This is a genomic window from Micromonospora sp. ABR4_055, from assembly GCF_056160425.1.
This window is the reverse complement of sequence record NZ_JBSWXD010000012.1, coordinates 35,565-61,876: the sequence shown is the minus strand read 5'-3', so window position 1 is coordinate 61,876 and position 26,312 is coordinate 35,565. Positions and strand designations below refer to the sequence as shown.

Below are 26,312 nucleotides of genomic sequence, written 5' to 3'. Positions count from 1 at the left end.
CAGCAGGACAGCGGCGGCCCGCCCGGCCACCGGGGTAGCAGCACGGCCGACGACCAGCGCGATCGCCCGGACCAGCAACGCCGGAGCGAGCAGCACCAGAGCACCGGCCTCGTCCGGCTCGGCCCCGCCGACGGACGCCTGGTAGAGCCCGGCCCCGGCGACGGCCACCGCGATCAGGTCGACGACGTCGGCCCGCCAGCCGCGCTGCCGGGCCGGCACATGCCGGAGCAGGTCCACCACTCCGGCCCGGGCATTGCGCAGGTCGGCGGCGATCGCGGCGACCAGCGCACCGGCGACGGCGGTGCCGGTCGCGGCGAGGGCGAGCCGGGTGGCGGAGCCAACCTGCTCCGGGTCCGGGCCGGCACCGGCGAGCAGCCGTGCGACCACCAGGCCGGCGGCGGTACCGACCAGCGCGCCGACAATCATCGGCAGCCCGCTCTGGCCCACGGTGAGCAGCCACACCCGCCATCGGGCACCGCCGCGCAGTTTGACCAGTCCCAGGTCACGGCGGCGGTGTTCGGCGGTGTGCCGGACGGCGAAGAACAGGGCGAACCAGGACAGCAGCAGCAGTTGCCCGGCGGCGACGGCGACACCGAGCTCGACCAGTTGGCGGTGGCGGGCGATCTGGTCCACCAGGATCGCCGCGTCGGTGCGGACCTGCCAACGGCCGACGACGCCACCACCGTCGGAGCGGCGGACCTCGGTGGCCAGGTCGACTCCGGCGAGGTAGGCGGCGGCCGGCAGCACCAGGTGGTGGGCGGCGAACAGGTTGTCCACCGGTACGGCGGCCAGCGTGCCGGCGGTGGCGAAGACCGGGTCACCGCTGTCGGCGTCGGTACCGCCGCTGCCGAGGTCGTCGAACGCCCAGTACGGATCCCCGGGATCAGTCACCTGGTAGGTCCCGGTGACGGTGAGAACCACCGGCGCGCTGCGCGTCGCCTGATGGGTGACCTGGTCACCGGCCCCGACGCCGAGCCGTTCGGCGCTGCGGGCGCTGAGCAACGCCTCGCCGGGGCGCAGCGGGCAGGTGCCGGTGACGGTCAGGTGTTCGCAGACCTGCTCCCGGTGCGTCAGGTTGGCGGCCAGCTCGGCCTGGCCGCTGGCGACGGGCCCGGTGCTCCACACCGAACTGCTCGCCGTCGCACCCGGGTAGCCGATCATCTCGGCGCCGGCGTGCCGGGCCCGGTCGACCAGGTCGGCGCCGGTGGCGTCGAGCTCGGAGCGGTCCCCGGCGGCTGGGTCGACCTGCTGGTCGGCAGCGACTTCGGCGGCGGTGCTGGCGACCCGGCCGGTGGCGCGGGCGGCCAGCAGGTTGGGGCCGGCCGCGTCGACCGCGGCCTCGGCGACGGTACGGGTGGTCGCCGCCGCGTACCAGGGGGCGGCAGTGGTGGCGGTGACCGCGAGTGCGGTGAGCACCAACAGGGCGACGGCCTGGCCGGCCCGGGCCCGGACCGCGCCAACGAGCAGGGCGAACATCAGACTCCTGTGCTGTTGACGCCGTCGGGCAGCAGACCGGGCGGGGCGGCCCCGCCCACGACCAGGGTTACCGCGCCGTCGGCCTGGGCCACCCGCAGCAGGGTGCCGGGTGGAAAGTCGCCGAGCACCTCGGGCGGCAGCTGCACCGTACCGTCGCCGGCCACCACCGCGAAGTCCTCACCGTCGCGGCCCTCGGCGCCGACCCGGCCGTCCCGGATGGTCACCGCCCGACCGAGCCGGGCACCAACCTGCGCGTCGTGGGTCACCACCACGATCGTGGTCTTCCGTTCCCGGTTGATCGTCTCCAGCGCGTCGAGCACTTCGTCGCGGCCCCGGGTGTCGAGTTGACTGGTCGGCTCGTCGACCAGCAGCAGGCCGGGCGAAGCGGCGACACCGACGGCTAGCGCGGCCCGCTGCCGGGCGCCCGGCGTCAGCTCGGCGAGCCGGTCGCTGCCGCGGCCGGGCAACCCGACCAGGTCGAGGATGCGGTCCGGGTCGTCCAGGTCGATGCCGGCGGTGGCGGCGGCCCGCCGCTGGGCCAGCCAGACGTTGCGGCGCAACGTCGCGTACGGCAGCAGGTTGCGGGCGGCACCCTGCAGCACCACGCCGATCTGGGTGCCCCGCAACCGGGCGACCTCCCGGTCGGAGAGCTTGCCCAGGTCGTAGCTGCCGACGCTGACCCGGCCGGCGGACGGGCGCATCAGCCCGGCGAGCAGCGCCACCAGAGTCGACTTGCCGGAGCCGGACGGCCCCACCAGGGCGAGCATCTCCCCGGGGTTGATCCGCAGGTCGACGCCGGAGAGCGCGACCACGTCACCGGCCTCGCCCCGGTAGATCTGCACCACCCGTCGGCAGCTCACCGCAAGTCCCGTCACGGCGTATTGCCTACCATGTATCCGCCGGAACCGCTGCCCCCGATTGGTGGCCGGCACCGGGCCCCCAGGTCAGGAGCGCGGGGTCGGATCAGAACCGGGCCGGCTCGCGGTAGATGCCCCACTCGACGCGCAGCGCGTCGCAGATCTCGCCGAGGGTCGCCTCGGCGCGGACCGCGTCGAGCATCGGGGGCACCATGTTGTCGCCGCCCCGGGCTGCGGTGACCAGGTCGTCGAGGCGGCGGCGGACCAGCGGGTCGTCCCGGTCGGCCTTGCGGGCGGCGAGCAGCCGGCGCTGCTCGGTCTCCACCTCGTGGGAGATCCGCAGGATCTCCAGCTCCTTGGCTACCGTGCCGGTGTGGCAGTTGACACCGACGATCTTCTTCCGCCCGTCCTCGACCGCCTGCTGGTACGCGAACGCCGCCTCGGCGATCTGCCCGGTGAACCAGCCGTCCTCAATGCCGCGCAGGATGCCGGAGGTCATCGGCCCGATCGGGTGCGGGCCGTCGCCGCCGAGCTGGCGGATGCGGGCGAAGATCTCCTCTGCCTCGGCCTCGATCCGGTCGGTGAGCGCTTCGACGTACCAGGCGCCGCCGAGCGGGTCGGCGACGTTGGCCACCCCGGTTTCGTCCATCAGCACCTGCTGGGTACGCAGCGCGATCTCAGCCGAGGAGTCGGTGGGCAGTGCAAGGGTCTCGTCGAGGGCGTTGGTGTGCAGCGAGTTGGTGCCGCCGAGCACGGCGGCGAGCGCTTCGACCGCCGTACGTACCACGTTGTTGACCGGTTGCTGCGCGGTCAGTGACACCCCGGCGGTCTGGGTGTGGAACCGCAGCCAGAGGGCGCGTTCATCGGTGGCACCGTACTCGTCACGCAGCCAGCGGGCCCAGATCCGTCGGGCGGCGCGGAACTTGGCGATCTCCTCGAAGAAGTCGACGTGCGCGTCGAAGAAGAAACTCAGCCCGGGGGCGAACCGGTTGACGTCCAGCCCGCGGGAGAGCCCCAGCTCGACGTAGCCGAAGCCGTCGGCGAGGGTGTACGCCAGCTCCTGCGCGGCAGTGGAGCCGGCCTCCCGGATGTGGTAGCCGGAGACCGACAGCGGCTTGTAGCGCGGGATCCGCTGCGCGCAGAACTCCATCAGGTCGCCGATCAGCCGTAGGTGCGGCTCGGGGCCGAACAGCCACTCCTTCTGGGCGATGTACTCCTTGAAGATGTCGGTCTGCAGGGTGCCATCCAGGGTGGCCAGGTCGGCACCCTGCCGTTCGGCGGCGACCAGGTACATGCAGAACACCGGCACCGCCGGTCCGGAGATGGTCATCGAGGTGGTGACCGCCGCCAGGTCGATGCCGTCGAAGAGCACGTCCATGTCGGCGGCGGAGTCGATCGCCACCCCGCAGTGCCCGACCTCGCCGAGGGACTGCGGGTCGTCGGAGTCGCGGCCCATCAGCGTCGGCATGTCGAACGCCACCGACAGTCCGCCGCCGCCGGCGCCGAGGATCATCTTGTAGCGCTCGTTGGTCTGCCGGGCGTTGCCGAAGCCGGCGAACTGCCGGATGGTCCAGGTCCGCCCCCGGTAGCCGGTCGGATACAACCCCCGGGTGTACGGGTACTCGCCCGGCCAGCCGATCCGTTCGAAGCCGGGATGGTCGGCGCCGTCCGGCGGGCCGTAGACCGGGTCGACCGTCGTACCGGACAGGGTGGTGAAGTCCGCGTCCCGTTTCTTGGCAGCGTCGTAGCGGGCCTGCCAGCGGGCGCGACCGGCGGCGATCTGTTCGGCGTCCATTGAAGGGCCTCCTCGGGTCCGGGCGGATCCGAGTCTAGAGCCCGCACTGAACGATCGCTAAGCCCGCTGTGTGGGACCGGCGACGGAAGCCGCTCAGCCCGCCCGCCGTAGCCACTCCCGGACATGGTCGGCAACCCCGTCCACCGGCACCCGGATCGTCTCCCCGGTGGCCCGGTCGGTCACCTCGACCAGACCTTCAGCAAGCGACCGCTTGCCGACGGTGATCCGCATTGGGATACCGGTCAGCTCCACGTCCCGGAACTTCACCCCGGCCCGTTCGGACCGGTCGTCGATCACCACGTCCACCCGCTCGGCGAGCAGCCGCTGGTAGATCCGCTCGCCGGTCTCGGCGACCGGCCGGTCGTCGACCTGGGCGACGACCACCGCCACCGAGAACGGGGCGACCGCCACCGGCCAGACGATTCCCTTGGCGTCGTGGTGGCTTTCAACGATCGCCGCCATCGCCCGTTCCACCCCGATCCCGTAACTGCCCATCACCACCGGAATCCGGTCGCCGGCCGGGTCGAGCACCGCCGCGTCCAATGCCTCGCTGTAGCGCTGCCCGAGCTTGAAGATGTGCCCGACCTCGATCGCCCGGCGTACCCGCAGCGGCTCCCCGCACGTCACGCACGGCTGACCGGCGGCCACCTCGCGCAGGTCGGCCCAGCTGCCGACGGAGACGTCCCGGCCGACGTCGACGCCACGCAGATGGACGCCGTCGACGTTGGCGCCGGTGAACATGTCCCGCCGGCCGCGCAGCGCCTCGTCGGCGATCACCGGCACCCCGGTCACCCCGACCGCGCCCAGGCTGCCCGGGGCCGCCCCCAACGCCGCCCGGATCTCGTCGGCGGCTGCCGCCCGCAGCTGCACCGCACCGGTGGCGTCGGCCAGCTTCTGCTCGTTGAGCGGATGGTCGCCGCGCAGCAGCACCAGGGTCAGCTCGCCGTCGAGCACGTACACCAGGGTCTTGATCTGCCGGTCGGCCGGCGCGGCGAAACGCACCGCGAGGTCGTCGATGGTCCGTACGCCCGGGGTGTCGAACGGCTGCGGGGCGGCGGACCCGGCGGCGTCCGTCCATGGATCGAGCCGCGACGTCGCCTTCTCCAGGTTCGCGGCGTAGCCGCAGGCCGGGCAGTCGACCACCTGGTCCTCGCCGGTCGGTGCCGGGCACATGAACTCGACCGACGCCGACCCGCCCATGGCACCGCTGGACGCCTGCACGGCAACCGCCGGGACGCCCAGCCGGTCGAAGATCCGCCGGTACGCGTCGTGGTGCAGGTCGAAGGACCGGTCCAGCCCGGCCCGGTCCAGGTCGAAGCTGTACGAGTCCTTCATGGTGAACTCGCGGGTGCGCAGCAGCCCGGCCTTGGGCCGCGGCTCGTCCCGGAACTTGGTCTGGAACTGGTACCACAGCTGCGGCAGCTCCCGGTAGGAGTTCAGCTCCCGGGCGAGGATCGTGAAGACCTCTTCGTGGGTCATGCCCAACGCCAGGTCGGCGCCCCTGCGGTCGCGCAGCCGGAACATCTCCTCACCCATCGAATCCCACCGACCGGTCCGGCGCCAGATCTCCGCCGGATGCAACGCGGGCAGGCTGAACTCCTGCGCCCCGATCCGCGTCATCTCGTCGCGGATCACCTCGATGACCTTCGCCCGTACCCGCACCGCCAGCGGCAGCAGCGAGTAGTGGCCGGCCATCAACTGCCGCAGGTAGCCGGCCCGCAGCAGCAGCCGGTGGCTCGGCGCGTCGGCCTCCGCCGGGTCATCGCGCAACGTAGGAATGTGTAGTCGGGACCAGCGCATGAACGGCCTTCCTCACTTCCGGCGGCGGCGCGGCACTCAGCAACGACACAGGGTAAACCGGGTCGGGTCCCAGGTAGCGCGGTGCTGGTCGATGAAGTCCCCGACGACAACGTCTCCTACCGGGCGTACCGGTGCGCCCGGCCCGGTCGTCCTGACCGGCATATGCTCGACGGCGTGGACTTGCGGATCTTCACCGAACCTCAGCAGGGTGCCAGCTACCAGCAGCTTCTCGCGGTGGCCCGGTGCGCCGAAGACGCCGGGTACGACGCATTCTTCCGGTCCGACCACTATCTGGCGATGGGCGGCGACGGACTGCCCGGCCCGACCGACGCCTGGACGACCCTCGCCGGGCTGGCCCGGGACACCAGCCGGATCCGGCTCGGCACCCTGATGACCGCGGCCACCTTCCGCTACCCCGGCCCGCTGGCGATCACCGTCGCGCAGGTCGACGAGATGAGCGGCGGCCGGGTCGAGTTCGGCATCGGGGCAGGCTGGTTCTCGGCGGAGCACACCGCGTACGCGGTCCCGTTCCCGTCGCTGGCCGAGCGGTTCGACCGGCTCGACGAGCAGCTGGCGATCATCACCGGCCTGTGGGAGACCCCGGTCGGCGACACCTTCGACTTCCTGGGCAGGTACTACCAGGTCACCGACTCTCCGGCGCTGCCCAAGCCGGTGCAGCGGCCCCGGCCGCCGGTGCTGCTCGGCGGGAAGGGCCGCAAGCGGACCCCGCAGCTGACCGCCCGCTACGCCGACGAGTTCAACGTGCCGTTCGAGGGCCTCGCCGAGTCGGCGCGGCTGTTCCAGCAGGTGCGGACGGCCTGCACCGAGGCGGGCCGCGATCCGGACGGCCTGCGGCTGTCCAACGCGCTGGTGCTGTGCTGTGGTCGTGACGACGCCGAGGTGGCGCGGCGGGCGGCGGTCATCGGCCGGGAGCCGGACGAGCTGCGCGCCAACGGCCTGGCCGGCACGCCGGCCGAGGTGGTGGACAAGATCGGCCGGTACGCCGAGATCGGCGCCCAACGGATCTACCTGCAGGTGCTGGACCTGGCCGACCTGGACCACATCGAGCTCGTCGCCGCCGAGGTGGCACCGCAGTTGTGACCCGCTGCCGGGCCGGCCGATGTCGGAATGCCGGCCGGTGCCGGAATCTCGACTGGCTGGTGTTCGAGCAGTCCGGCGTCCTCACCTCGACGCAGGCCACCGAGCATCTGGGCCGGTCCGGGCTGCGCCGGCGTATCGGTCGTGGGCAGTGACGGCGGATCTGTGCCGGGATCGTGTCCACCAGCAACGGGCCGCTGACCGCCGAGCAGACACTCTGGGTGGCTGTGCTGTTGGCAGGCCCGACGGCGCTGCTGGGCGGGCTCACCGCAGCCCGTGAAGGAGTGCTGCGCTTCGCGGGTGGCGCGGGTCCGATCCAGGTACTCGTCGACGGTGACCGGCAGTACCCGGAGCTACGTCGTCGGCTGCCCCTCGACATGCCGGCGATGATGGTCCGGCGGACCACGGTGACGCCCGAGGAACATCACCAGGTGGGTCGCCCGATGCGTACCAGCATGGCGCGGTCGCTGGTCGATGCCGCAGAATGGGCCCGTTCCGACGACGAGGCGCAGGCGATCATCGCCGCCGGTTGCCAACAGCGTCGGGTCGTTCCGGCCGAGATCCTCGCCGCCCTGCGCTGGCTGCCCCGGGTCCGGCGACGCCGGTTGATCGCCGCTGCGGCGGCGGACGCCGATGGTGGGGCGACCGCGCTGTCCGAGATCGATTTCGTCCGGCTCTGCCGGCGGCATCGACTGCCGCCACCGGACCTGCAACAGCGGCGCAAGGACCGGGCCGGACGGGTGCGTTACCTCGACGCGTGCTGGCGTCGCCGGCGACCGGATCCTCCGTTTCCCGGCCTATCTGATCCGGGTGCGCCCGGCCGAAATAGTCGACCATTGACCGCGGCGCTCCGAGCGGCCGGCTGGCCGGGTTGAACCTGCCCGCGCCGGCTGAGTTCGCCGCGTGCCGACCGAGTCCCGCCGCGATCTAGAAGAACCATGGTCGATATACCGGCCAGATCCTTCTAGATCACTCGTAGGTCGGGCCATGGCCGGGTCAGTTCGGCCCGGCCGTCGAGCAGGTGCAGTTCGGCGTCGCAGGCGGCAGCCGCCTCCGAGTCGTGGGTGGCGAAGACGACGGCTGCACCCCGGTCGGCCTCGGCCCGCAGCAGGTCGAGGACCAGCTGACGGTTGGCCGCGTCCAGCTCGCTGGTCACCTCGTCGGCGAGCAGCACGTCACCGTGCAGCGCCAGCGCCCGGGCCAACGCGGTCCGCTGCTGCTGGCCGCCGGAGAGCTCCTCGACGAGTTGGTCGGACTGACCGGCGAGGCCGAGCCGGTCGAGTGCGGCCGCGCCGGCCCGCCGCGCTGCCGCTGGGCTCATCCCGACAGCGATCAGCGCCACCTGCAGGTTCTCCCCTGCTGTCAGTATCGCGGCGAGACCGTTGTCCTGTGGGACCAGCACGACCTTGCGATCCACGGCGTGGTCGCGGCCGCGCAGCGGTTCACCGCCAAGCGAGATGGATCCGCCGATCGGCCGCAGCAGGCCGGCCATCGCCGATAGCAGGGTCGTCTTGCCCGCGCCGGACGGCCCGGTGACCGCCAGCAGGTGACCGGGTCGCACGGTCAGCGTCACGTCACGCAGCACCGGCTCGGCACTGAGGTAGCCTACGGTCGCAGCCGCGAGCTCGATGATCGGGAGATCGACGGTGGTGGGCACGCGCCGACCCTAGCGGACCTCGCGTCGGTGCGCCGACCGCGCCCTGCGGGAGCAGCCGGTTCAGCGGGGGGATGGCAGCCGTCGGCATGGCATGGGGTGGAAGCGGGGTGGGCCCGGTCAGCGCGACGGCGGGGCCGGCCCGGTCAACTCGGTGAGTAGCCGATCGGCGGCGGCGTACGGGTCGAGCCGGCCGGCGAGCACCTCGGCGGCGAGTTCGGCGGGCAGCGTACCGTCGCGCAGCGAGCTGATCCGCCCGCGCAGCGTGCCGATCGCGATCGCCTCGACCTCGGCGGCGACCCGCCGGGCCCGACGGGCGGTGAGCTCGCCCCGGCCGGCCAGCCAGTCGCGGTGCCGTTCGATCGCGGTCACCAGTTCGTCGAGACCGTCGCCGTGGGCGGCCACGGTCCGCAGCACCGGCGGGCGCCAGCCGCCCGGGGCGGTGGCGGTCAGCGCGAGCATGCCCTTCAGGTCCCGTACGGTGCCGTCGGCGCCGTCGCGGTCGGCCTTGTTGACCACGAAGATGTCGGCGATCTCCAGGATGCCAGCCTTCACCGCCTGCACGGCGTCACCCATGCCGGGGGCGAGCAGCACCACCGTGGTGTCGGCCAGCCCGGCCACCTCGACCTCCGCCTGCCCGACGCCGACCGTCTCGATCAGCACGACGTCGCAGCCGACGCCGTCGAGGACCCGGACCGCCGCCGGGGTCGCCGACGACAGCCCGCCGAGGTGGCCCCGGCTGGACATCGACCGGATGTACACGCCCGGGTCGGTGGCGTGGTCCTGCATCCGTACCCGGTCGCCGAGGATCGCACCGCCGGTGAACGGGCTGGACGGATCGACGGCGAGGACGCCGACCCGCAGGTTCCGGCCGCGCAGCACCCGGACCAGCTCGCTGGTGGTGGTCGACTTGCCGACGCCGGGGGCGCCGGTCAGCCCGACGACCAGGGCGTGCCCGGTGTGCCCGGCCAGCTCGGCGGCGATCCGCGGCAGCTGCGGCCCACCGGACTCGACCAGCGTGATCAGCCGCGCGACGGACCGAGCGTCGCCGGCGCGGGCCCGCCGGACGAGATCCGGTACGTCCCGGGAGCCGCCCCGGCTCACCTGGCCGTCGGAGCCTGCGGTCACTTCGCCGTCGGAGCCTGCGGTCACTTCGCGGTCGGCACCCGCAGGATCAGGGCGTCGCCCTGCCCGCCGCCACCGCAGAGCGCAGCGGCGCCGGTCCCGCCGCCGCGTCGGCGCAGCTCCAGCGCGAGAGTCAGCGCCAGCCGGGCGCCGGACATGCCGATCGGGTGACCGAGAGCAATCGCGCCGCCGTTGACGTTGACGATGCCTGGATCGACGTCGAGGTCCCGGGTCGACTGGACGCCGACGGCGGCGAACGCCTCGTTGATCTCGATCAGGTCGAGATCGGTGACGGTCATCCCGGCCTTGCCGAGGGCGTGCCGGATGGCGTTGGACGGCTGGGAGTGCAGCGAGTTGTCCGGGCCGGCGACGTTGCCGTGCGCGCCGATCTCGGCGATCCAGTCGAGGCCGAGCGCCTCGGCCCGGGACCGGCTCATCACCACCACGGCGCACGCGCCGTCCGAGATCGGTGATGAACTACCAGCGGTGATGGTGCCGTCCGGGGTGAAGGCGGGACGGAGCCGGGCCAGCGTCTCGACGGTGGTGTCCGGCCGGATTCCCTCGTCGTTGAGCAGCCGGACCGGGTCACCCTTGCGCTGCGGCACCTCAATCGGGGTGATCTCTTCGGCGAAGACGCCGTTCTTCTGGGCTACTGCGGCCCGCTGGTGGCTGGTGGCGGCGAAGGCGTCCTGCTCGGCCCGGCTGATGCCGAGCCGGGTGCCGTGCCGCTCGGTCGACTCGCCCATCGCGCAGCAGTCGAACACGTCGGTCAGCCCGTCCAGGGCCATGTGGTCGGCGACCACCACGTCGCCGTACTTGTAGCCGGCACGCTGGCCGCGCAGCAGATGCGGCGCGTTGGTCATCGACTCCATCCCGCCGGCCACCACGACGTCGAACTCGCCGGCCCGGATCAACTGGTCGGCGAGCGCGATCGCGTCGAGACCGGAAAGGCAGACCTTGTTGATGGTGAGGGCGGGTACGCTCATCGGGATACCGGCGCCGACCGCGGCCTGCCGGGCCGGCATCTGGCCGGTGCCGGCCTGGAGCACCTGGCCCATGATGACGTACTGCACCTGATCGGGGTCGACGCCGCCGCGACCGAGGGCGGCGGAGATCGCGGTCGAGCCGAGGGCGGTGGCCGGGAAGTCCTTCAGGTTGCCGAGCAACCGGCCCATCGGGGTGCGTGCGCCGCTGACGATCACCGAGGTCATGGGATTCCGCCTCCGCACAGTGGGACAAGGCCGGGGTGCCGGCGACAACTTAACGATGGTTCGGCCAGACTATCGCCATGACGGAAGAAGCTCCTGCCGAGGCCGCTGCGGACTATGTCACAGACATCGGCCTGCTGAAGATCGACCATGTCGGGATCGCTGTGGCGGATCTGGACACCGCGCTCGATTTCTACACCCGCACCTTCGGCATGCGCTGCGTACACCTGGAAGTCAATCACGCCCAAGGGGTACGCGAGGCCATGCTCGCCGTCGGGCCGGTGCCCGACGGCGGTCAGGTGCAGCTGCTCGCCCCGTTGTCTGCCGAGTCGACCATCGCCAAGTTCCTGGACCGCAACGGCCCCGGGATGCAGCAGCTGGCGTACACGGTGGTGGACATCGACGCGGCGTGCGCGGCGCTGCGCGAGCGCGGACTACGGCTGCTCTACGACGCACCTCGGCCGGGCACCGCAGGTTCGCGGATCAACTTCGTGCACCCGAAGGACGCCGGCGGCGTCCTGGTCGAGTTGGTCCAGCCGGCGGCGACCCCGGACCAGCCGGCCTAAGTCACAAACCGGCCCGGTCGTACCGACTGGCCGGCCAGTTCCGGTCCGCTGATGCGGATCGACGGACCGGAACTGGTCGGTCGGGAATGCCGAAAGGAAGCGGGCCGGACAACTTCACCGGTTTTCAGGTACGGCGTCCGACGGCGGGCCACCCGGCGTGGCACTGGCGGCGTAACGGTTCGTCGTCGGCTGGCCCGCAGGCTGAGCCACGGCCCCACCCGGCGTCGCCCGGAAAGCACCCAGAGGAACCGCTCTGAGCTGCTCATACATCGCCATGACCGGGCTCTGGACGGAGTGCACGGCGATGACCCGACCACCCGAAAGACTTCGTTGCGTACGCATACGCCTACAATTCGTATACCGAGCGCCGGTCGGCCAAGGAAAGATGACCATGTCGGCTATCGTGGTGACGGGCAGTTCGCTCTTGCGAAACACCCTGGTACATCTGCCACTATGTCTCAATGCCCCAGCAGCAGTCCTCCCTTGCGTTCTTCGATAACGCCAGCGCTCCGCACGACTTCACCGTCGTGCTTCGTGGCTACGACCGCAACCAGGTGGATGACCACCTGCAGCGCCTGGTAGCCGCCCTCACCCAGTCGGAGCAGGCTCGAGCTGAGGCCGAGCAGCGGATGAACGACGCGCAGCGCCGGCTCCGCCAGGCCGAGCAGCGGCTCAACGCGGTCGAACAGAAGCTCACCGACACCAACAAGCAGCTCGAGGAGAACAACCGGCCCACCCTCTCCGGCCTGGGAACCCGGGTGGAGCAGATTCTCCGGCTGGCCGAGGAGCAGGCCAACGACCACCGCGGTGAGGCCAAGCGGGAGTCCGAGGGCATCCTCTCCGCGGCCCGGCTGGAGGCCCGGGAGATCACCGACAAGGCGCGGGCCGAGGCCGCCGCGATGAAGGCCGGGGCCGAGCGGGAGGCGGGCAGCGTCCGGACCGCGGCTGAGCGGGAGGCGGCCGAGGTCCGGGTGCAGGCCCGCCGCGAGGCGGACACGCTGCGGGCCGACGCGGAACGGGAGACCAAGCAGCTGCGGGCGGTCACCGCCCACGAGGTCGCCGAGCTGAAGTCGACCGTGGAGCGCGAGGTCGCCACCCTGCGGGCCACCGCGGAGCGGGAGATCACCCAACTGCGGGCCAAGGCGGCCCGGGAGGCTGAGGAGAAGCGGGCCGAGGCGACCAAGCTGCTCACCGACGCCCGCGACAAGCGGGACAAGGATCTGCAGGCACTGGAGCTGCAGCTGGCTGAACGCCGGGAGAAGGCCGAGCGGGAAGAGTCCGAGCGGCACGCCGCCCAGGTCGCACAGACCCAGCGGATGGTCGCCGAGGCCGAGGGGCGTGCCCGGGCCGCCGAGGACCGGTCCAAGGAGATCGAGCAGCGCGCCGAGGCACGCCGGATCGAGTCCGAGCGGTCCGCCCAGGAGACCGTGGACAAGGCGAAGTCGCTGGCGGACAAGACTCTCAACGAGGCGCGCAGCGAAGCCAACCGACTGCTCACCGAGGCCCGGACCGAGGCCGAGCTGACCACCCAGGCCGCCCGCCGCGAGGTCGAGGACCTCAACCGGCAGAAGGACGCGGTCACCTCGCAGCTGGGCCAGATGCTCTCCGGCCTGGCCGGCATCGTTCCCGGCGTGCCGGCGGGCGGCGCGGACAGCGGCAAGGCCGACGAGAACGCCGAGCCGGTCAACGCCAAGTCGGCGAGCTGACCACTGATTGGACACCGTTCAGCGAGCTGACCAGCTGAACCGAACCGCCGAAGGGCCGCGCCGGTGCTCCGTCGCGGCCCTTCGCGTTCGGTGCCCGGTCCCCTGCTGTGCGTGTCCCGGCCAGCCCTGCCGCCCGGCGGCGACGCGCACGATCACCGCCGGTGATGCGGCATACCCGCTGGGCGAATGGTTCACACCTGGCAAATCATCCGAAGTGACGCGCGTCCTGTCAGGAGCATGGGTATCGCCCCGCAACAGGGCGTTGCGTGTGAGGATGGAGCCATGGCGCAAGGCGAAGAACTCTTCAACCTTGACGGGGACTCCGGATCGGGGCCCAACTTCGAGCTGGCGATCCGGGGGTACGACAAACGTCAGGTCGACCGCTACATCGCCCGTACCGAGAACGAGCTGGCCACGCTCGGCGCGGAACGGGAACAGATTTACGTGCAGATGCACACCCTGGCTGCGCAGATCGAGCAGCTCCAGGCCGATCTGACCGAGGCCCGGAGGGAGACCAGCTTTCTGGACCAGGTGTCGTTCCGGCACCTCGGCCCGCGGGTCGAGCAGATCCTCGGGCTCGCCGAGGACCAGGCTGAGGAGATCCGGTTCAACGCGGCCGAGGAGATCGACTCCCGCCGCGCCGAGGCCGAGCAGGTGCTCGCCGACGCCCGGCAGCAGGCCGACACCGCGATGCGCGACTTCGAGCTGGCGCTCGCCGCTCGCCGCGCGGAGGAGGACCGCGCCAACGCCGCCCGCCGCGCCGAGGCCGAGGCGACCGTGACCAGCGCCCGTGAGGAGTCGGACAACCTGCGGGCTGCGGCCGAGGCCGCTCTCGTCGCTGCCCGGGAGGAGGCCAACCAGCTCATCGCCACCGCCCAGCAGCAGGCCGACGACGCGCTGCACGCGGCACGACGGGAAGCCGACGACACCGTCAAGGCCGCCCAGCGGGAAGCCCGGCAGACCGTCACCACCGCCCAGGAACAGGCCAGCAACGCGGTCAGCACCGCCCAGGAGACCGCCGACCGGACCCTGGCCGACGCTCAGGCCGAAGCCGAACGGCTGGTCACCCAGGCCCGGATGGACGCCAGCCGCATGGTCACCACCGCCCAGGAAGAGGCAACCAACCTGCGCGAGGCCGCCGAAGCGGCGGTCGCCGCCGCCCGGCAGGACGCCGAACGGATCCGTACCGAGGGCGAGGCCGCCGCCGAGTCGGCCCACCGGGAGGCCGCCCAGGCCGTCGAGCAGGCCACCGAGTACGTCACCCGGACGCACGCCGAGACCGACGCGTTCGTCGCGCAGACCCGCGCCGAGCTGGACCAGGAGCTCACCGCCCGACGTGACCAGGTCGAGCAGGAGCTGACCACGCTGCGCAGTACCGCCGAAGCAGAGGTCGCCGAGCTACGCGACGGCGTACAGCAGGAGGTCGACCGGCGCCGCGCGACGATGGAGCAGGAGATCGGCGAGTTGCGGACCGCCGCCGAGCAGGAGGTGGAGCAGTGGCGCAGCACCACCCAGGAGATCATCACCAACCAGCGCGGTGAGGCCGAGGAGTACGCAACCCACATCCGCTCCCGGGCCGAGGAGCAGGCGGTGACCATCCGCCAGCAGGCCGAGGAGTACGCGCTCAGCACGCGGGGCAGCGCCGACGAGCACGCCGCGAGTGTCCGACGTCTCTCCGAGGAGCACGCGGCGATCGCCCAGCGCCAGCTGGCCAGCAGTCAGCAGCAGGTGGCATCCGCCCAGCGTGAGGTGGTCTCCGCCGGTCAGCAACTCACCGAGGTGCTGCAGGAGGTCGCCGAGGCGCAGCAGGCACTGGCCGACCTGCGGCACCAGATGGTGCTCACCCGGCAGGAGTCCGACGAGGCACGGCGTACGCTCAGCGCGGTCCAGGCCGAGCTTGCCGGCGAGCAGCAGCGCCTCGCCGGGATGCGGGAAGCCGAGCAGGTAACTCTGGCGCAGGAACCAGAGCCGGCGGAACAACAGCCCGAGCCGACCGCACAACAGCCTGAGCGGGCACCGGCGACGCAGGCTCCCGCGGCGGAGCCGGAGCAGACCCTACCGGTGGACGCGGTCCCGACCGAGGCGGTGTCGGTCGATCAGACCGCCGAGAAGGTCGTTGCGGGCGCGCCCGAGCGCAAGCGCCGTACCCACGCCTGACCCCGGCCCGCGGACCGCCGATGATCCTGCCGTGCACATGTGGGGTGGCCGGCTTCACTCCTCGGTGAGCAGCCCATCGCACTCGACGTGGCGCTGCCCGGTGCGGGGGCAGACGAACCGGCCGTCGCCGTCCGCGACCAGCGGTACGCCGGCCCGGCCGACCCAGCCGACCCGGCGCGCCGGCACCCCGACGACCAGGGCGAAGTCCGGGACGTCCCGGGTGACCACGGCCCCGGCGGCGACCGTCGCCCAGCGGCCGATACGCACCGGGGCGACACAGACCGCCCGGGCACCGATCGCCGCGCCGGTGCCGATGGTGACACCGACCGCAGTCCAGTCGTCGCCGGTCTTCAGCCGCCCGTCCGGGGTGACCGCCCGGGGGTACTCGTCGTTGGTCAGCACCGCCGCCGGCCCGATGAACACTCCGTCGTCGAGCTGCGCCGGCTCGTAGACGAGGGCGTGATTCTGCAGTTTGACGTTGTCGCCGAGCCGGACCCCCGGACCGACGTACGCTCCGCGGCCGATGATGCAGTTGCGGCCGACCGACGCGTCCTCGCGGACCTGGGCCAGGTGCCAGACGCGGGTGCCGGCACCGATACTCGCCGTGTCGGCCACGTCGGCCGAGCCGGCGACAGTGGCGTCGGCGTCAGTGGCGTCCGGACGCGCTGCGGTTGCACTCATGAGCCGTGATCCTTCCTGGTCACCGGCAGTGTGCCAGAACTGCCGGAGGTGCGGCGCACACGGTAGGGGGTCACCGGCGCCGCCGATGTCGGGAAACCGACCCTGCGCCCCGAAGCGGCCGACTCTCCGGCTGGAAGGGACCGACCCTCCGGGCCGGCACTGGCCGACAGGTGGACCCAGGCCGACGAAGGTACCTCGTGACCTCGCGGTTGTGCCGGGTTTACGTCACAGTGCTGGCGTCGGCGTGGCAGCGCTCGGTAGCTTCCCGAACGGACCCTCTCCGCCGGGCCCACCGATGGGCCGCGCCCATCCGGCGGTGGCCCGGGTCGGCCCGGCTCGCCCGGGTCAGCATGCCCCCCGACGAAATGGACATCCGTGACTCATCCGCCTGCCATGCCGGACGAGCCCATCGGCGTAGCCGTCATCGGCGCCGGCTACTGGGGCCCCAACCTGGTCCGCAACTTCATGTCCAGCCCGGCGTTCCGGCTGCACTGGCTCTGTGACCTCGATCTCGGTCGGGCCCGCGCGGTGCTCGGCGACTACTCGACGGTCGGCGCGACAGACGACCTGGCCCGGGTACTCGCCGACGACTCGGTGCGTGCCGTGGCGATCGCCACACCGGCCGGCACCCACCTCGAGGTCGCCCTCGCCGCGCTGCGCGCCGGCAAGCACGTGCTGGTCGAGAAGCCGCTCGCCGCCAACCACGCCGACGGAACGCGGCTGGTCGCCGAGGCCGAGCAGCGCGGACTGACCCTGATGTGCGACCACACCTATTGCTACACCCCGGCGGTGCTGCGTATCCGGGAGATGCTGCACTCCGGCGAGCTGGGTGAGCTGCACTACCTCGACTCCGTACGGATCAACCTGGGCCTGGTGCAGCGCGACATCGACGTCGTCTGGGACCTCGCCCCGCACGACCTGTCCATTCTCGACTTCGTGCTGCCGCCAGGGGTACGGCCGGTGTCGGTCGCGGCGCACGGCGCCGACGGCATCGGCGCCGGCCGGGCCTGCGTGGCGTACCTCACCCTGCGGCTGAGCAGCGGCGCGATCGCCCACGTGCACGTCAACTGGCTGTCCCCGGTCAAGATCCGTACGACGATCATCGGCGGGTCGAAGCGGACCCTGGTCTGGGACGACCTCAACCCGGGCCAGCGGCTCGCCCTGTTCGACCGGGGCGTCGACGTCGCCACCTCCGACGAGCTCGGCACCGAGGCCCGTCGGGACATGCTGGTGTCGTATCGCTCCGGCGACATGGTCGCCCCGGCGCTGACCGAGCGGGAGGCGCTGCGCACCATGGTCGACGAATACGCCCGCGCCATCCGTACCGGCACCCCGGCGTTGACCGACGGCCGTTCCGGCCTGCGGGTGCTGGCCATCCTGGAAGCCGCCACCCGCAGCCTCGCCGCCGGCGGCACGATGATCCCGCTGGACGAGGAGCCCGCCGCATGACCGTCGCAGCCACTCCCGGCGCCGCTCCCGCGGTCGACCTGGCCAACTCGACCGTGCTGGTCACTGGCGGCGCCGGCTTCATCGGCTCACACCTGACCGAGCATCTCGTCTCGCTCGGCGCGCAGGTCGTGGTGCTGGACAACTTCCGCAACGGCACCCGGGAGAATCTGACGTTCCCCGGTGCCGAGTCGGTCCGGGTGATCGAGGGCGACATCTGCGACCCGCAGACCTGCCATGACGCGATGGCCGGGGTCGACGTGGTGTTCCACCTGGCCTGCCTCGGGGTACGCCACTCGCTGCACAGTCCGGTGGAGAACCACCAGGTCAACGCGCTCGGCACACTCAACGTGCTGGAGGCGGCGCGGGCCGCGCAGGTGTCCCGGCTGCTGTACGTGTCGACTTCGGAGATCTACGGTCGGGCGCTGGAGTTCCCGATCACCGAGCAGACCACCCCCTGGCCACTGACCGTCTACGGCAGCAGCAAACTCGCCGGCGAGCACTACGCCCGCTCGTACCTGGAGTGCTGGGGGCTGCCGGTGGTCTGCGTCCGGCCGTTCAACAACTACGGGCCGCGGTCGCACTTCGAGGGTGACTCCGGCGAGGTGATCCCCCGGTTCATCCTGCGGGCGCTGGCCGGGCAGCCGCCGGTAGTCTTCGGCGACGGCAGCGTCACCCGCGATTTCCTGTACGTGCGGGACTGCGTCGAGACGCTGGCCCGGGTCGCCGAGTCGACCGAGCTGGTCGGCGAGGTGGTCAACCTCGGGTACGGCGAGGAGCTGTCCATCGGGCTGCTGGCCCGCACGGTGCTGGAAGCGGTCGGCCGCACCGACCTGCAACCGGTGTACGAGCCGCCGCGCCCGGCCGATGTCCCCCGGCTCTGGGTGGACACCTCCAGACTGCGCAAGACGGTCGACTTCGCCCCCCGCGTGTCGTTGGCCGAAGGCATCGGCCACACCCTCGAGTACTTCCAGCGGTTGCTGCGCGAGCAGCCCGGTGCGCTGGAGCGGATGCAGACCAGGAACTGGAGCCAACCGGCATGAGCGAGACCAGTCCGCGCCGCATCCAGGTGATGCTGCCGATGCTCGGCGAGGAGGAGGAGCAGGCCGCCGCCGCGGCGATCCGCTCCGGCTGGGTGGCCCAGGGCCCCCGGGTGGCGCAGTTCGAGCGCGAGTTCGCCGCCGTCGTCGGCGCCGACCACGGGGTGGCGGTCAGCTCCTGCACCACCGCGCTGCACCTGGCGCTGGTGCTACACGGCGTCGGCCCCGGCGATGAGGTCGTCGTGCCGTCGCTGTCGTTCATCGCCACCGCGAACGCGGTCCGGCACGCCGGTGCCGAGCCGGTCTTCGCCGACGTCGACCTGGTCACCGGCAACCTGACCGTCGAGACGATCGAGGCGGTACGCACCCCGCGTACCCGGGCGGTGATCGCGGTCCACCAGGGCGGCATGCCGTTCGACACGGCCACGCTGCGTACGGCGGCCGCCGGCTGGGGCGTACCGCTGATCGAGGATGCCGCCTGCGCGGCTGGTTCCCGCGCGTACGGCCGACCGGTGGGTGCCGGGGCGACGGTCTCCGCCTGGTCGTTCCACCCGCGCAAGGTGATCACCACGGGTGAGGGTGGCATGCTGACCCTGGACGACGCCGACGGTGCGGCCCGGCTGCGCCGGCTGCGCGAGCACGGCATGAACGTCTCCGCCGCCGACCGGCATGCCAGCGCCCAGCCGGTGCTGGAGGCCTACCTGGAACCGGCCTTCAACTACCGGATGACCGACATCCAGGCGGCGGTCGGCCTGGTCCAGGTCGGTCGGCTCGCCGGCCTGGTCGCCGGCCGGCGGGCGCTCGCCGCCCGCTACCACCAACTGCTCGCCGGCATCGACGGCCTGGTAGCGGTGGTCGACCCGGCGTACGGCGAAACCAACTTCCAGTCGTTCTGGGTACGGGTCGACCCGGAGTTCGGCGTGAGCCGCGACGACGTGCTCACCGGGCTGTCCGACGCCGGGGTGTCGGCCCGGCGCGGCATCATGGCCGCTCATCTGGAGCCGGCGTACGCCGACGTCACCCCGGCCCCGCTGCCGGTGACCGAGCGGCTGACCCGCGACTCGCTGATCCTGCCGCTGCACCACGCCCTCACCGAGGCCGACCAGGACCACATCGTCGCGGTGCTGCGCAAACTGGCCGGCCGATGAGGGATCTGCTGATCGTCGGCGCCGGCGGGTTCGCCCGGGAGACCGCCGCCGCCGTCGCGGCGGTCAACGCGGTGTCGCCGACCTGGCGGCTGCGCGGCTTCCTCGACGACGACCCGGCGCTGCACGGCAGCCGGCGGGTTGACGTACCGGTGATCGGTGGCACCGACCTGGTCGCCGAACTGGCCGACGCGGCCGTGCTGGTCTGCGTCGGCAACCCCCGCAACTACCGGTCCCGGCAGCGGCTGGTCGAACGGTTCGGCCTGCCAGCGCAGCGCTACGCCACCGTGGTGCACCCGGCGGCCCGGATCGGTGCCGGCTGCACCGTCGGGCCGGGCAGTGTGCTGCTGGCCGGGGTGGATCTGACCGCCGAGGTGTCCGTCGGTGCACACGTCGCGGTGATGCCACAGGTGGTGCTGACCCACGACAACGTGATCGGGCCGTACGCCACGATCGCCTCCGGGGCGCGCCTCGGCGGCGGAGTACGGCTCGGCGACGGCGTCTACGTCGGTGCCGGCGCGCTGCTGCGCGACGGGATCGCCGTCGGTGCCTGGTCGCAGCTGGGCATGGGCTCGGTGGTGCTGCGCGACGTACCCGCCGACGAGGTGTGGGTCGGCGCGCCGGCCCGCTTCCTGCGCCGCGCCAACGCGCCGGTTGACGGCCCGGCCGACACCCCGGTTGACGGCCCGGCCGACGCCCCGGCCGACCACCCCGCCGATCGAACGAACGAGTCGCAGTTGAGGAGTCACGCGTGAGCAGCATCCCCCTCGTCGACCTGGCCGCCGCCCACACCGAGGTGGCCGAGGAGGTCGATGCCGGTTTCAAGCGGGTCCTCGCCGGCACCGCGTTCATCGGCGGCGCCGAGGTGACCGCCTTCGAGGCCGAGTACGCCACGTTCAGCGGCGTGCCGCACTGCGTCGGGGTGGCCAACGGCACCGACGCGCTGGAGCTGGCCCTGCGGGCGGTCGGGGTCGGCCCGGGCAGCGAGGTGATCCTGCCGGCGAACACGTTCATCGCCACCGCCGAGGCGGTCGCCCGGGCCGGCGCCCGGGTGGTGCTGGTCGACTGCGACCCGGCGACGTACCTGATCGACGTGGACGCGGCACTGGCCGCGGTCACCCCGGCCACCCGGGCGATCGCCCCGGTGCACCTGTACGGCCAGCTCGCCGAGGTGGACCGGCTGCGCGCCGGGCTCGCCAGCCTGTCCGCCACCGGGCAGGAGATCGCGATCGTCGAGGACGCCGCGCAGTGCCAGGGGGCGACCCGGCACGGCCGGGGCGCCGGTGCCGACGGGATCGCCGCCACCAGCTTCTACCCGGGCAAGAACCTCGGCGCGTACGGCGACGCCGGCGCGGTGGTCACCGCCGACGCCCAGCTCGCCGCTGACGTCCGGCGGATGTCGGCGCACGGCAGCGTCCGCAAGTACGTGCACGAGGTGGTCGGCTTCAACAGCCGACTCGACGGGCTGCAGGCGGTGGTGCTGCGGGCCAAGCTGGCCCGGCTGGCCGACTGGAACGACCGACGGCGCGCCATCGCGGCCCGCTACCACGAGCTGCTGGCCGGCCTCGACGTGGTCCGGCCGGTGACGCTGGACGGCAACGTGCACGTCTGGCACATCTACTGTGTCCGGGTGCCCGGCGGGGCTACCCGGCGGGACGCCGTGCTGGCCGTGTTGAACGCCGCAGGGATCGGTGCCGGCATTCACTACCCGGTACCGGTGCACCTGACCCCGGCCTTCGCCGATCTCGGCTACCCGGCCGGGTCGTTCCCGCACGCCGAGTCGACCGCGCCGGAGCTGCTGTCGCTGCCGATCTACCCGCAGTTGACCGCCGAGCAGCAGGACCGGGTCGTCGAGGTGCTGGCCGCCGCGCTGGCGGGTTGACCGGACAGTCCACCGTGTACGTCACCCTGCGCGACCGGCCCGGCGCGGACTCGGGCACCCCGGGCCGGGCCGTCGGCCGGCGGGTGTCCGGCACCGTGCTGCTACTCGGCACGGTCAGCCTGCTGACCGATGTCTCCTCGGAGATGGTCGCCTCGGTACTGCCGCTGTACCTGACCGTGGTGGTCGGGCTCAGCCCGGTGGCGTACGGCTTTCTCGACGGCGTCTACCAGGGGGTCAGCGCGCTGGTCCGGATCGCCGGCGGGTACGCCGGGGACCGCGGTGGGCACCCGAAGTGGGTGGCGGTGGTCGGCTACGGCGCGTCGGCGTTGAGCCGGATCGCCATGGTGCCGGCCCAGGGGTTCGCCGCGATCACCGCGGTGATCACCACGGACCGGCTCGGCAAGGGGCTGCGCACCGCGCCCCGGGACGCGCTGATCGCGGCCTCGTCGGACCCGGCGATGCTGGGGCGGGCGTTCGGCGTGCACCGGGCGTTGGACACGCTCGGCGCCGCGCTCGGGCCGCTGGTGGCGTTCGCCCTGCTCGCCGCTGTCCCGGGCAGCTACGACTCGGTGTTCCTGGTGTCGTTCGCGTTCGCGGTGGTCGGCGTGGCGGTGCTGGTGCTGTTCGTGCCGAACCTGTCGACCGCGGTGGGCGCGGTGCGGTTCGGGGTACGGCGGATGGTGGCCGAGGTGACCGGTGCGCGGCTGCGCCGGCCGCTGCTCGCCGCCGGGCTGCTCGGCCTGTCGACCGTCGGCGACGGCTTCCTCTACCTGACGTTGCAGGACCGCGACGACTTCGCCGCGCTGTACTTCCCGCTGTTGTTCGTCGGCACCAACGTGGCGTACCTGCTGCTGGCGGTGCCGATGGGCCGGCTGGCCGACCGGGTCGGCCGGGCGAAGGTGATGGTTGCCGGGCACGGCGCGCTGCTCGCCTGCTACCTGCTGGCCGCTGTGCCGGCCGGCGGCGTCGGACTGACCGTCGCGGTGCTGCTGCTGCTCGGCGTCTTCTACGCCGCCACCGACGGGGTGCTGCCGGCGCTGGTCGCCCGGTTGGTGCCGGCCCCGGCCCGGGGCAGCGGGATCGCCGCCGCGCAGACGGTGGTGGTGCTGACCCGGTTCGTCTCGTCGGTCGCTTTCGGTCTGTTGTGGTCGGTGACCGGTCCGGCCGGTGCGGTGCTGGTCTTCTCGGCGGTCCTGGCCGGCGGCATCCCGACGGCCTGGTGGCTGCTGCATGGCGTGGACCGGGCTCCGGCGGCCGGCGACGCCGTACCGGCGGGTGGGGGGTCCTGATGGGGCTGCGGGTCCGGCTGGCGGTCCTCGCCGCGATCGTGCTGCTGGTGACGTTCGGCGCCGGCGGGTACGTGTGGCAGGTCCGGCAGTCGCAGGCCCGGGTGCAGGCCGACGCCAGCCCGGTGCCGGTGCGAGCCGACGTGGCTGCGGTCCGCGCCGAGGCGCACCTGGTGTTCCGCTCCACCGCGCTGGGCACCGGCTACGGCGAGATCGCGATGACGCCGCTGAGTGACCCGGACGGTCCGCGGGCGCTGACCGGGGCGAGCTGCGAGCGGGTGTACGCCACCGACTCGCAGACCATCTGCCTGTCCGCCGAGCGTGGGCTGCTCACCGTGTACCGGGCGCAGCTGCTGGACACCGGGTTCGAGCCGAAGCAGGACCTGCCGTTCACCGGGATCCCGTCGCGGGCCCGGCTGTCGCGCGACGGTACGTTGGCCGCGACGACGTCGTTCGTGGCCGGCGACTCCTACGCCAACCCGGGCGAGTTCTCCACCCGTACGGTGATCACCCGCACCGACGGCGAGATGGTCGGCGACATCGAACAGTTCCCGCTCTACGTCGACGGTGAACTGGTCACCGCGGTCGACAAGAACCTGTGGGGGGTCACCTTCGCCGACGACGACCGGTTCTACGCCACCGCCGCCTCGGGTGGCCGGACCTGGCTGGTCGAGGGGAGCATCGGCGGGCGCCGGGTCGACGCGCTGCGGGAGGACGCCGAGTGCCCGTCGTTGTCACCGGACCGGACCCGGGTGGTGTTCAAGAAGCGCGGCGACCTGCCGCCCGGCCAGTGGCGGCTGGCCGTCTACGACCTGGCCACCGGCACCGAGACCGTGCTGGCCGAGACCCGCAGCGTCGACGACCAGGTCGAGTGGCTCGACGACGGAAACGTCGTCTACGGGCTGCCCCGCGACGCGGACGGCGGTGCGGCGACCAGCGACGTGTGGCAGGTCCCGGCGGACGGTTCGGGAGCACCGCAGGTACTGGTGCACGATGCCTGGTCACCGGCGGTGGTCCGGTGACCCGACGAAGGAGATCATCTTGACGGAGCTTGCCGTGGTCACCCCGAGCTTCGGCCCGGATTTCGAGTTGTGCGCCGCGTTGCACCGCTCGGTGCTGGCCCACTCACCCGCCTCGGTGCGGCATCACATCATCGTGCCCCGGGCGGACCTGCCCCGCTTCGGCGCGCTGCGGGGCGACCGCACGGTGCTGCACGACGAGGCCGAGTTCCTGCCGTCGTCGGTCCGGTCGCTGCCGGGGACGAAGTACTCGGTGAACCTGCGCCGGCCGTTCCCGCCGCTACGCGGCTGGATCCTGCAACAGGTGATCAAGTTGTCGGCGGCGGCCCGGATCCCGGCGGACGTCGTGGTGCTGGTCGACTCGGACATCGAGTTCGTCCGGCCGTTCTCCGCAGCGACCTTCCGCCGCGACGACGTCGTACGGTTCTACCGCCAACCGGACGAGGTCGACCAGCGGCTGCCCCGACATGTCCGGTGGCACGAGGTGGCCCGCGCGTTGCTGGGGTTGCCGGCGCAGCCGCCGCCCTACCCGGACTATGTCTCGTCCCTGCTGGCCTGGGATCCGCAGATCGTCCGAGGGCTGCTGCAGCGGATCGAGTCGGTCACCGGGCGGCGGTGGGTCGATGTCGTCGGCGCACAACTGCACTTCTCCGAGTGGACGCTGTACGGCGTCTACGTCGACGAGGTGCTCGGTGGCCGGGCGGCGACCGGGTACGCCGCGACTGGCAGCCGGTGCCACGCGTACTGGGACGAGGTGCCGCTCGACGAGTCGTCGGTGGCCCGTTTCGTCGCCGGGATCGGCCCGGACGACGTTGCCGTGATGATCTCGGCGAAGTCGCGGACGCCCTTGGAACTTCGCCGGGCGGCGATCACCGCGCTGACCGGCTGAGCGACCGGTCAGTACGCGCCGCAGCTGGAACCGCCGTCGACCCGGTAGACGTGCACGGCGTTGCCGTCGATGAACGAGTCGGTGAACCGACCGTCGTCGGCGAGCAGGGTGCGGTCCTCATCGAGCACGGTGATCCGGGCGTCACCGACGCACGGCAGTTGGAACGTCGCCTCGGCGACGCTGCCACCCGCCGAGCCGGCGAGCAGGTGGAAATGGCCGTCGTACCATTTGGTGGCCAGGTCGACGCCGGCGGAAACGCTGGCCACCCCGTCGGCGTACGGCGCATTGAGCACCGGCGCGAGCTGGGTGATCCGGGCGTTGACCGCCGCGACGGCCGACCGCACCGGCGCATAGCAGGGCTCCCGCAGGGCGTGCTGGCTCTGGCAGGGGCCGCTGAAGCTGTGGTTGAAGTAGACGATCCCTCGGGCGCCGTGAATGATGCTGCTCCACACCGCCGCGACGACCTGCTCCGGGGCGATCGTCGGGTAGTGCTCCTCGTTGAACGGGCGCCCGACCTCGACGAAGCTCCAGACCGGTCGGCTGCCGGGCGGCGAGACCAGGGACCGGACCCGGTCGACGGTACGGCCGTAGTTCGCGGCCCGGTGGCACAGCTCGGCGGGCAGCCGCTCGGCTCCGTCGACGGTGGTGAGCTGGTCGGGGTCGAAGAACCGACCGCCTTCGCTGTGCCCGCAGATGCCACGGTCGGTGAACCAGTAGGTGTCGACCGACACGACGTCGGCGAACTCGTTGACGAAGCGGGCGGCATCGGCGTCGCTCTGCCAGAACGCAATTCCCTTGCCGTAGTTGGCCATCCGCAGTCGCTGGTCGTCCGGGAGCCGGTCGAGGATGTCGCGCTGCACGGTATAGCCGCACTCGCCGTCAGCCGGTTGGCAGATATCACCCTGCCCAGGAAAGTTGCCAGTCCAGGGATCGTCGCCCGGCCCCGCCCACATGTCGGCCTCGTCGGAGATCAGCCAGCCGCCGGTCTCGTCACCGTGTTCGCCGATCGGGCTGGTGATCGTGTGCATCCCAGCGGCTCGGACGAGGTCGAGGTTGGTGGTGCCGGTCAACTCGACGTACGTGTTGAGGCCGATCTCGGCGTCCTTGGCGGTGTCGGCGGGGTCGGTGACGCTTTCCAGCCAGACCCCGATCGGGAAGAACCCCGCATCGGTGGGCAGGGACGGGGAGAAGCGGTCGTAGAAGTCCGGGCCGCCGTCGACCGGGCGCAGCGTCGCACCGGCACCGCCCGCAGTCGCGACCGTGCCGGGGGCGATCCCAGCGGCGACCGGGCCTCGGGCCGTGACGCTGATCGCCCATGCCGTGCCCGCGACGCCGAGCGCGCTGAGGACGATCATGCTGACGATCAAGATCCAGCGCCGACGTGACGTGGCGGCGACGACCATGGGCGCCCCTTTGTACGGCACCTACCGGCGCCAGTGATTCAACCAGAAGTAGTCGGACAACCACGATGAGCGGAGAGTC

22 protein-coding genes are annotated in these 26,312 nt (G+C 72.2%); 13 read left to right on the top strand and 9 right to left on the bottom strand.

Going from position 1 to position 26,312, the window contains the following annotated elements:
- The 4 genes from ACXAHD_RS05790 to ACXAHD_RS05775 form a co-directional block, all read right to left on the bottom strand.
- On the bottom strand, positions 1-1,476 hold a 1,476-nt coding region (locus ACXAHD_RS05790; protein ID WP_475049022.1), incomplete at its 3' end, for an ABC transporter permease.
- Positions 1,476-2,351 carry an ABC transporter ATP-binding protein gene (locus tag ACXAHD_RS05785; protein WP_289213509.1) on the bottom strand — a complete coding sequence of 292 codons (876 nt, stop codon included), beginning with the start codon at positions 2,349-2,351 and terminating at the stop codon, positions 1,476-1,478. The genes ACXAHD_RS05790 and ACXAHD_RS05785, both read right to left, overlap by 1 nt.
- Positions 2,352-2,439: 88 nt before the next feature.
- Positions 2,440-4,128, bottom strand: coding sequence for an acyl-CoA mutase large subunit family protein (locus ACXAHD_RS05780; RefSeq protein ID WP_289213510.1), 1,689 nt, complete (start codon positions 4,126-4,128; stop codon positions 2,440-2,442).
- Between the two features lie 93 nt (positions 4,129-4,221).
- Positions 4,222-5,928, bottom strand: coding sequence for a proline--tRNA ligase (locus tag ACXAHD_RS05775; protein ID WP_475049019.1), 1,707 nt, complete (start codon positions 5,926-5,928; stop codon positions 4,222-4,224).
- Positions 5,929-6,102: 174 nt separating this feature from the next.
- Here ACXAHD_RS05775 and ACXAHD_RS05770 point away from each other — a divergent pair, with 174 nt between their 5' ends.
- Both ACXAHD_RS05770 and ACXAHD_RS05765 read left to right on the top strand, forming a co-directional pair.
- Positions 6,103-7,029, top strand: coding sequence for an LLM class F420-dependent oxidoreductase (locus tag ACXAHD_RS05770; protein ID WP_475049028.1), 927 nt, complete (start codon positions 6,103-6,105; stop codon positions 7,027-7,029).
- A 173-nt stretch (positions 7,030-7,202) separates the two neighbouring features.
- Positions 7,203-7,901: a hypothetical protein gene (locus ACXAHD_RS05765; RefSeq protein WP_289213512.1), complete on the top strand. Its 699-nt coding sequence runs from the start codon at positions 7,203-7,205 to the stop codon at positions 7,899-7,901.
- 89 nt (positions 7,902-7,990) lie between these two features.
- Here ACXAHD_RS05765 and ACXAHD_RS05760 read toward each other — a convergent pair whose 3' ends face one another.
- The 3 genes from ACXAHD_RS05760 to ACXAHD_RS05750 form a co-directional block, all read right to left on the bottom strand.
- Positions 7,991-8,659 (bottom strand): ABC transporter ATP-binding protein, encoded by a 669-nt coding sequence (locus ACXAHD_RS05760; protein WP_281555685.1) that lies wholly within the window; start codon positions 8,657-8,659, stop codon positions 7,991-7,993.
- Positions 8,660-8,800: 141 nt separating this feature from the next.
- On the bottom strand, positions 8,801-9,808 hold the full coding sequence (gene meaB / locus ACXAHD_RS05755; protein WP_281555686.1) for a methylmalonyl Co-A mutase-associated GTPase MeaB: 1,008 nt from the start codon (positions 9,806-9,808) through the stop codon (positions 8,801-8,803).
- 20 nt (positions 9,809-9,828) lie between these two features.
- The gene (locus ACXAHD_RS05750; protein ID WP_281551316.1) at positions 9,829-11,016 is read right to left on the bottom strand and encodes an acetyl-CoA C-acetyltransferase; all 1,188 of its coding nucleotides are present in this window, start codon (positions 11,014-11,016) and stop codon (positions 9,829-9,831) included.
- A 77-nt stretch (positions 11,017-11,093) separates the two neighbouring features.
- Here ACXAHD_RS05750 and mce point away from each other — a divergent pair, with 77 nt between their 5' ends.
- The 3 genes from mce (at position 11,094) to ACXAHD_RS05735 (ending at position 15,442) form a co-directional block, all read left to right on the top strand.
- The gene (gene mce / locus ACXAHD_RS05745; RefSeq protein ID WP_281551317.1) at positions 11,094-11,579 is read left to right on the top strand and encodes a methylmalonyl-CoA epimerase; all 486 of its coding nucleotides are present in this window, start codon (positions 11,094-11,096) and stop codon (positions 11,577-11,579) included.
- A 461-nt stretch (positions 11,580-12,040) separates the two neighbouring features.
- The gene (locus ACXAHD_RS05740; protein WP_281551318.1) at positions 12,041-13,285 is read left to right on the top strand and encodes a DivIVA domain-containing protein; all 1,245 of its coding nucleotides are present in this window, start codon (positions 12,041-12,043) and stop codon (positions 13,283-13,285) included.
- A 282-nt stretch (positions 13,286-13,567) separates the two neighbouring features.
- Complete coding sequence (locus ACXAHD_RS05735; RefSeq protein WP_281551319.1) at positions 13,568-15,442, top strand: coiled-coil domain-containing protein; 1,875 nt, start codon at positions 13,568-13,570, stop codon at positions 15,440-15,442.
- A gap of 54 nt (positions 15,443-15,496) precedes the next feature.
- Here ACXAHD_RS05735 and ACXAHD_RS05730 read toward each other — a convergent pair whose 3' ends face one another.
- Positions 15,497-16,123 carry an acyltransferase gene (locus ACXAHD_RS05730; protein WP_281551320.1) on the bottom strand — a complete coding sequence of 209 codons (627 nt, stop codon included), beginning with the start codon at positions 16,121-16,123 and terminating at the stop codon, positions 15,497-15,499.
- 393 nt (positions 16,124-16,516) lie between these two features.
- On the opposite strand from ACXAHD_RS05730, the gene ACXAHD_RS05725 reads away from it, so the two are divergent.
- Genes ACXAHD_RS05725 through ACXAHD_RS05690 form a run of 8 tightly spaced genes read left to right on the top strand, consistent with a single transcriptional unit; the run spans position 16,517 to position 24,830 of the window.
- On the top strand, positions 16,517-17,572 hold the full coding sequence (locus ACXAHD_RS05725) for a Gfo/Idh/MocA family protein (protein ID WP_281551321.1): 1,056 nt from the start codon (positions 16,517-16,519) through the stop codon (positions 17,570-17,572).
- A complete protein-coding gene (locus tag ACXAHD_RS05720) occupies positions 17,569-18,612 on the top strand; it encodes an NAD-dependent epimerase/dehydratase family protein (protein ID WP_281551322.1) in 1,044 nt (347 codons plus the stop codon). The genes ACXAHD_RS05725 and ACXAHD_RS05720 overlap by 4 nt, the downstream gene beginning before the upstream one ends.
- Positions 18,609-19,757, top strand: a complete 1,149-nt coding sequence (locus ACXAHD_RS05715; protein WP_281551323.1) for a DegT/DnrJ/EryC1/StrS family aminotransferase — start codon at positions 18,609-18,611, stop codon at positions 19,755-19,757. Before ACXAHD_RS05720 ends, ACXAHD_RS05715 begins: the two co-directional genes overlap by 4 nt.
- Positions 19,754-20,509, top strand: a complete 756-nt coding sequence (locus ACXAHD_RS05710) for an acetyltransferase (RefSeq protein WP_289213513.1) — start codon at positions 19,754-19,756, stop codon at positions 20,507-20,509. The genes ACXAHD_RS05715 and ACXAHD_RS05710 overlap by 4 nt, the downstream gene beginning before the upstream one ends.
- Entirely contained in the window at positions 20,506-21,636 is a 1,131-nt protein-coding gene (locus ACXAHD_RS05705; RefSeq protein ID WP_281551325.1) for a DegT/DnrJ/EryC1/StrS family aminotransferase, read from the top strand. The genes ACXAHD_RS05710 and ACXAHD_RS05705 overlap by 4 nt, the downstream gene beginning before the upstream one ends.
- Positions 21,633-22,925, top strand: a complete 1,293-nt coding sequence (locus tag ACXAHD_RS05700) for an MFS transporter (RefSeq protein ID WP_281551326.1) — start codon at positions 21,633-21,635, stop codon at positions 22,923-22,925. Before ACXAHD_RS05705 ends, ACXAHD_RS05700 begins: the two co-directional genes overlap by 4 nt.
- Complete coding sequence (locus ACXAHD_RS05695; RefSeq protein ID WP_281551327.1) at positions 22,925-23,944, top strand: TolB-like translocation protein; 1,020 nt, start codon at positions 22,925-22,927, stop codon at positions 23,942-23,944. The genes ACXAHD_RS05700 and ACXAHD_RS05695 overlap by 1 nt, the downstream gene beginning before the upstream one ends.
- Before the next feature lie 19 nt (positions 23,945-23,963).
- Positions 23,964-24,830 (top strand): DUF6492 family protein, encoded by an 867-nt coding sequence (locus ACXAHD_RS05690; protein ID WP_281551328.1) that lies wholly within the window; start codon positions 23,964-23,966, stop codon positions 24,828-24,830.
- A gap of 8 nt (positions 24,831-24,838) precedes the next feature.
- Here the strand turns inward: ACXAHD_RS05690 and ACXAHD_RS05685 are convergent, their stop codons facing one another.
- On the bottom strand, positions 24,839-26,233 hold the full coding sequence (locus ACXAHD_RS05685; RefSeq protein WP_281567285.1) for a hypothetical protein: 1,395 nt from the start codon (positions 26,231-26,233) through the stop codon (positions 24,839-24,841).
- Between the last annotated feature and the right edge of the window lie 79 nt (positions 26,234-26,312).

Coding starts and splice junctions, on each gene's coding strand:
- ACXAHD_RS05730 (WP_281551320.1), bottom strand. CDS start 16,123: ATGAGTGCAACCGCAGCGCGTCCGGACGCCACTGACGCCGACGCCACT.
- ACXAHD_RS05750 (WP_281551316.1), bottom strand. CDS start 11,016: ATGACCTCGGTGATCGTCAGCGGCGCACGCACCCCGATGGGCCGGTTG.
- ACXAHD_RS05775 (WP_475049019.1), bottom strand. CDS start 5,928: ATGCGCTGGTCCCGACTACACATTCCTACGTTGCGCGATGACCCGGCG.
- ACXAHD_RS05720 (WP_281551322.1), top strand. CDS start 17,569: ATGACCGTCGCAGCCACTCCCGGCGCCGCTCCCGCGGTCGACCTGGCC.
- ACXAHD_RS05685 (WP_281567285.1), bottom strand. CDS start 26,233: ATGGTCGTCGCCGCCACGTCACGTCGGCGCTGGATCTTGATCGTCAGC.
- ACXAHD_RS05715 (WP_281551323.1), top strand. CDS start 18,609: ATGAGCGAGACCAGTCCGCGCCGCATCCAGGTGATGCTGCCGATGCTC.
- ACXAHD_RS05735 (WP_281551319.1), top strand. CDS start 13,568: ATGGCGCAAGGCGAAGAACTCTTCAACCTTGACGGGGACTCCGGATCG.
- ACXAHD_RS05725 (WP_281551321.1), top strand. CDS start 16,517: ATGCCGGACGAGCCCATCGGCGTAGCCGTCATCGGCGCCGGCTACTGG.
- ACXAHD_RS05740 (WP_281551318.1), top strand. CDS start 12,041: ATGCCCCAGCAGCAGTCCTCCCTTGCGTTCTTCGATAACGCCAGCGCT.
- mce (WP_281551317.1), top strand. CDS start 11,094: ATGACGGAAGAAGCTCCTGCCGAGGCCGCTGCGGACTATGTCACAGAC.
- ACXAHD_RS05695 (WP_281551327.1), top strand. CDS start 22,925: ATGGGGCTGCGGGTCCGGCTGGCGGTCCTCGCCGCGATCGTGCTGCTG.
- ACXAHD_RS05780 (WP_289213510.1), bottom strand. CDS start 4,128: ATGGACGCCGAACAGATCGCCGCCGGTCGCGCCCGCTGGCAGGCCCGC.
- ACXAHD_RS05710 (WP_289213513.1), top strand. CDS start 19,754: ATGAGGGATCTGCTGATCGTCGGCGCCGGCGGGTTCGCCCGGGAGACC.